Origin of the sequence: Klebsiella sp. 28 (genome assembly GCF_018223905.1) — a bacterium.
Classification (GTDB): domain Bacteria; phylum Pseudomonadota; class Gammaproteobacteria; order Enterobacterales; family Enterobacteriaceae; genus Klebsiella; species Klebsiella pneumoniae.
Genome location: NZ_JAGRQY010000275.1, coordinates 1 through 5,588, shown reverse-complemented (window position 1 = coordinate 5,588; position 5,588 = coordinate 1). Strand labels below are relative to the sequence as shown.

Here is a 5,588-nt window from a genome sequence, read left to right as displayed (position 1 = left end):
GTGCGGCCCAAACAGGCTCTGCGGCCGCAGAATGGTAAAACGGGTATGCGGGTTAGCCTGCGCCAGCAGGTTGATCACCTCCTCGCTGGCCGCCTTGCTGCGGGCAAACTCGTTGGCGAAGCGGTGTGGACGGAAATCTTCCTGGATATCACGATGATGGTGATAATCAAAATAGAGCGATGGCGAAGAGATATGGACGAAATTGCGCACTCCCCATGCCACTGACCATTCGCCCAGACGACGGGTGGCGCGGACGTTAGCGAGATCGAAAGCCTGCTGAGTGCCCCATGGCGAGGTAAAGCTGGAGCAGTGCCATAGGGTATCGATACCGGCGAGCATCACTTTAGCCTGCGAAGAGACCAGCTCGGTTAAATCTGCCGGGATGAATTCCGCCCCCATTTTGCTCAGAAGCTTGCCCATCGCTTCGTTGCGCCCGGTCGCTCGCACGCTGATGCCCTTGTTGCGCAGATATTCCACTGCGTTGCGGCCTAATCCGCTGGTCGCACCGGTAACCAGTACCTTCATATCACTCTACTGTCCCAGAAAAGAATTTCGTGCGCATTTTTCCGTGATTCTCCCGACTATGCAATGAGAATCATGAAAGAATAACGCTTATCCTTCGACTCTGCCTGAGATTTGTTCGGCCAGCCGGGCGATGCGTTGCGCCATACCGCGGAAAATAAACAGGTGCGCCGGGATCATCAGCAGCCAGTAGATCAGGCCTGGCATACCGTGCGGGTGCCACCAGGCGCGCACGTCCAGTTCACGACGATCGCCTTTATCGTTAATGGTAAAGCTTAATCGGCCCAGCCCGGGCGCTTTCATACCGAATAGCAGGGTGAGCTGTTTTTCTTCCTCCACGATAATTACCTTCCAGCTGTCGACCGTATCGCCGGTTTGCAGATAAGCGCGCTGCGGCCGCCCTTTGGCCAGCCGGTGGCCGACCAGCAGATCCATCGCGCCGCGGGTTTTCCACAGCAGATTGCCGAAAAAATACTCCTCTTCACCGCCGATTTGGTTAACGACCTGCCACAGGGCCTGGCGGCTTGCCTGAGTGGCGACGGTGCAACCTGCCTGCTTCGGATAGTAGCCGTACTCTGGTCGCCAGCGGGCGAAAGCCTGAGCGTCGTAGCCCCAGTCGCTGGAGTTTACTAACTGCTCTTCTTCTTTCAGCGTGCGGCGAACCGCCTGATCGAAGGGGATCAGCGTTTGCGGGATCAGCGCCCGCAGCGCCCGATCGTCAGCGATTAGATCGTGCTTCAGCCCCTGAATCAGCGCCTTGGCGATGGTCGGCGGCACCGAGGTGATGACATTGAGGAACCACACCGAGATCCAGCGCGTCGGCAGGGGAATGGGAATGAGCGGGCGATGTTTACCGCTGACGGCCATAAAGCGAATGAACTGCTGCTGATAGCTTAACACCTCCGGACCGGCGGCTTCGAAGACGCGGTGCGCATCGGAGGGATGATTCAGCAGCTCAACCAGGTCAACGAGCAGGTTTTCCAGCGCGACAGGGGTAGTACGCGAACGTACCCAGCGCGGAGGGGTTAGCACCGGCAGGTTATAAACCATGTCGCGCATCACCTCGAAGGCGGCGGAGCCGGCGCCGACGATAATCCCGGCCCGCAGCTCGGTCACCGGCACGCCCGACTCACGCAGGAGATCGCCGGTAATCTGACGAGCGCGCAGATGGTCGGACTGCTCCTGCGCCGGGGCCTGCAGCGAACTGAGAAATATCACCTGGCGCACTGATGACTGACGCAGGGCATCGCGCACATACGTCGCCACCCGCCGCTCATGGGCGATAAAATCACCGCCTTCGCCCATGCCGTGGACCAGATAATAAAGGGTATCGATACCGGTGAGTAGCGCAGGCAGGTCCTGCGGTTGATTGAGATCGACTGACCGGCAGGTAACGCCGGGCAAAGCGAGTTTTTGCAATCGGTCGATATGGCGTGCCGCCGCCAGCACCGGATAGCCCCGCGCGCTTAATGCGCGCACTAAATGCTGGCCAATATAGCCGCTGGCGCCGAGCACCAGAACTGATTGCGACACGCCTGGCTCCTTAGCGTTGTAAAAAAGCCTGCCAGTGGGCGACCACCTCGCTCAGCTGCTGACGGTTGACATCCAGGTGAGTGACCAGACGGACAACAGGCGAGGCGTTAATCAATACCCCCTGCGCCTGCATAAACTTGCCGAGCGCCGGGGCCTGCTCTTCGCCGACGCGAACGAACAGCATGTTGGTATCGTGACGGGTGACGTCGGCGCCGATAGCGCGCAGCTGCTCTGCCATCCACGCGGCGTTGTCATGATCCTCCTGCAGGCGCTGCACGTTATTTTTCAGCGCGTACAGCCCGGCGGCGGCCAGGATGCCCGCCTGGCGCATCCCGCCGCCGACCATTTTCCGCCAGCGGACGGCGCGGCGAATGTACGCCTCGCTGCCGAGCAGCAGCGAGCCTACCGGAGCGCCAAGCCCCTTTGACAGGCAGATGGTGAAGGAGTCGCAGTATTGGGCGATATCGCGTAACTCGCAGCCGTAGGCCACCACGGCGTTAAAGATGCGTGCGCCGTCGACGTGCAGCGCCAGATTGCGCTGGCGGGTAAACGCCCAGGCTTCCTGCAGATAGTCGCGCGGCAGCACCTTACCGTTATGGGTGTTTTCCAGGCTCAGCAGGCGGGTGGGGGCAAAATGGATATCGTCGGGTTTGATTTTCGCCGCCACTTTATCCAGCGGCAGCGAACCATCCGCCGCGGCGTCGATCGGCTGCGGCTGAATACTGCCGAGGACCGCCGCGCCGCCGGCTTCGTACAGATAGTTATGCGCCCCCTGGCCGACGATATACTCTTCGCCGCGCTGGCAATGGCTGAGCAGGCCAACGAGGTTGGCCTGGGTGCCGGTGGGTAGAAATAGCGCCGCTTCTTTGCCGGCCAGGTCGGCGGCATAGCGCTGCAGTTCATTGACGGTAGGGTCGTCGCCATACACATCGTCCCCGACCGGGGCGGCCATCATGGCCTCCAGCATGGCGCGCCCGGGACGGGTAACGGTATCACTGCGTAAATCGATCACGGCTTTTCCTTGGTCTGGTTCAACGTATTGCTTCTGTTTTACCTGAGCCAGTTGGTTTTCGCCAGTTCGATGACCTCATCGCCGCGCCCGCTGATGAGCGCCCGCAGCATATACAGGCTAAAGCCTTTGGCCTGCTCCAGCTTGATCTGCGGCGGGATCGCCAGTTCCTCTTTGGCGACGACGACGTCGACCAGCACCGGACCGTCGGTGCGGAAGGCGGTCTGCAGCGCTTCATCCACCTCGGAGGCTTTTTCAACGCGTATACCTTTGATACCGCAGGCCTCGGCGATGCGGGCGAAGTTGGTATCGTGGAGCTCCGTACCGTCGGTGAGATAGCCCCCGGCCTTCATTTCCATCGCCACGAAGCCCAGCACGCTGTTGTTAAAGATGACAATCTTCACCGGCAGCTTCATCTGCGCCAGCGACAGAAAATCGCCCATCAGCATGCTGAACCCGCCGTCGCCGCACATGGCCACTACCTGCCGCTCCGGCGCAGTGGCCTTGGCGCCGATAGCCTGCGGCATGGCGTTGGCCATTGAGCCGTGGTTGAACGAGCCCAGCAGGCGGCGTTTACCATTCATTTTGAGATAGCGTGCCGCCCAGACGGTCGGGGTGCCGACATCACAGGTGAAAATGGCATCTTCATCGGCAAAATGACTGATCTGCTGCGCCAGATATTGCGGGTGAATGGCTTTATCGCTGGGTTTAGCCAGATCGTCGAGCCCTTTTCGCGCGTCGCGATAGTGCTCCAGCGCCTTATCGAGGAAGTGGTGATCGGTTTTCTCTTCCAGCAGCGGCAGCAGCGCCTTCAGCGTCGATTTAATATCGCCCACCAGCGCCATGTCGACCTTACTGTGTGCGCCGATGCTGCCGGGGTTGATGTCGATCTGGATAATTTTCGCGTCGGTTGGGTAGAAGGCGCGATAGGGGAACTGGGTACCCAGCAGGATCAGGGTATCGGCGTTCATCATGGTGTGGAAGCCAGAAGAGAAGCCAATCAGCCCGGTCATGCCCACATCGTACGGGTTGTCGTACTCCACGTGCTCTTTGCCGCGCAGGGCGTGGACGATGGGGGCTTTAATTTTGGCTGCGAACTCCACCAGTTCCTGGTGGGCGCCGGCGCAACCGCTGCCGCACATGAGCGCGATATTGCTGGAGTAGCGAATAAGCTGCGCCAGCTTGCGCAGCTCTTCTTCCGCCGGGGTGACCGTCGGCAGCGGCGCATGATACCAGTGGCTGCTGGCGCTTTCCGGGGCGGCCTTCAGCGCCACATCGCCGGGCAACACCACCACCGAGACGCCGCGGTTAATCACTGCCTTACGCATCGCCACTGCCAGCACCTGCGGGATCTGTTCCGGCGTGGAGACCAGTTCGCAGTAATGGCTGCACTCGCGGAACAGCTCCTGAGGATGGGTTTCCTGAAAATAGCCGCTGCCGATTTCGCTGGATGGGATGTGGGCGGCGATGGCCAGCACCGGGACATGGTTGCGATGACAGTCAAACAAACCGTTAATCAGGTGCAGGTTGCCCGGTCCGCAGGAGCCGGCGCAGACCGCCAGCTCGCCGGTCAGCTGCGCTTCCGCGCCAGCGGCGAAAGCGGCGACCTCTTCGTGCCGGGTGGGCATCCAGTCGATGGTGCCCATGCGGTTAAGGCTATCGCTCAATCCATTGAGGGAATCTCCGGTGACGCCCCAGATACGTTTCACGCCGGCCTGTTCCAGCGTTTTGGCAATGTATGCCGCCACGGTCTGCTTCATGATCTCCATCTCCTTTTTTTGATAACGCCTTCAAGCTTAGATGAAACTGACCGCAATGTAACCGATTACCCCTGATTTTTTGCTGGTTTTATTCCTCTCCGGCTGCGCATACTCTGGAAGTACACAGGATGCAAAACAGGATGCACATCAAATGGTTAAAGGATTGTTAAACACAGTAAATCGCAGGCTGTCGCATGATGACGCCGGTAAACTCTTGTTACGACTTGCCGTCGGCGGCTTAATGCTTTTCCATGGAATCCATAAGCTGATAGATGGTGTGGATGGCATTAGCGGGATGCTGGCGGCGCAGGGATTGCCCGGGTTTATCGCCTACGGTGTGCTGGTGGGGGAAGTGGTCGCTCCCTGCTTGTTAATTCTCGGCGTCCTGACCCGCCCGGCGGCGTTGGTGCTGGCGTTCACCATGGTGGTGGCGTGGCTGATGGTCGGCTTAGATAAGACGTTTGCGCTTGATGCGGTGGGAGCATGGGCCATTGAGAATCTGGTCTATTTCTTTGTTGGCGCACTGGCGATTGCGCTACTCGGCGCGGGGCGTTATTCGCTGGCCGGTCAGTCGGCCTGGCGGTAAAAATGCCTCATTCGTCCTGGGGCGTAAAGTCGATACTGTTGGCGATTTGCAATTTTTTCAGTCCGGGAAAGCGTTTATCTCATGTCGCCTGAGCGTTTGTTTATTGTCGCCAGGGATTTTCCCGGAGGCGGCGCATTGCGCCTTCTCCGGGCTACCAAATCGCACAGCGCTGTAGCCC

The 5,588-nt window shown here is 59.6% G+C and carries 5 protein-coding genes; 1 reads left to right on the top strand and 4 read right to left on the bottom strand.

Going from position 1 to position 5,588, the window contains the following annotated elements; all coding sequences use genetic code 11:
* From KHQ28_RS28170 to poxB, 4 genes are all read right to left on the bottom strand, one after another.
* A partial coding sequence (locus KHQ28_RS28170; protein WP_211777781.1) for an NAD(P)-dependent oxidoreductase occupies positions 1 to 525 on the bottom strand: 525 nt, incomplete at its 3' end.
* Between the two features lie 87 nt (positions 526 to 612).
* The gene (locus KHQ28_RS28165; protein WP_032419143.1) at positions 613 to 2,055 is read right to left on the bottom strand and encodes an SDR family oxidoreductase; all 1,443 of its coding nucleotides are present in this window, start codon (positions 2,053 to 2,055) and stop codon (positions 613 to 615) included.
* Positions 2,056 to 2,065: 10 nt separating this feature from the next.
* Complete coding sequence (gene ltaE / locus KHQ28_RS28160) at positions 2,066 to 3,067, bottom strand: low-specificity L-threonine aldolase (protein ID WP_004176702.1); 1,002 nt, start codon at positions 3,065 to 3,067, stop codon at positions 2,066 to 2,068.
* A 38-nt stretch (positions 3,068 to 3,105) separates the two neighbouring features.
* A complete protein-coding gene (gene poxB / locus KHQ28_RS28155; protein WP_032419490.1) occupies positions 3,106 to 4,824 on the bottom strand; it encodes a ubiquinone-dependent pyruvate dehydrogenase in 1,719 nt (572 codons plus the stop codon).
* Positions 4,825 to 4,975: 151 nt separating this feature from the next.
* On the opposite strand from poxB, the gene KHQ28_RS28150 reads away from it, so the two are divergent.
* The gene (locus KHQ28_RS28150; protein ID WP_002896408.1) at positions 4,976 to 5,410 is read left to right on the top strand and encodes a DoxX family protein; all 435 of its coding nucleotides are present in this window, start codon (positions 4,976 to 4,978) and stop codon (positions 5,408 to 5,410) included.
* Positions 5,411 to 5,588: the final 178 nt, after the last annotated feature.

Excerpts from the sequence above, each read along its gene's own strand:
- poxB (WP_032419490.1), bottom strand. The coding sequence starts at position 4,824 with ATGAAGCAGACCGTGGCGGCATACATTGCCAAAACGCTGGAACAGGCC.
- KHQ28_RS28150 (WP_002896408.1), top strand. The coding sequence starts at position 4,976 with ATGGTTAAAGGATTGTTAAACACAGTAAATCGCAGGCTGTCGCATGAT.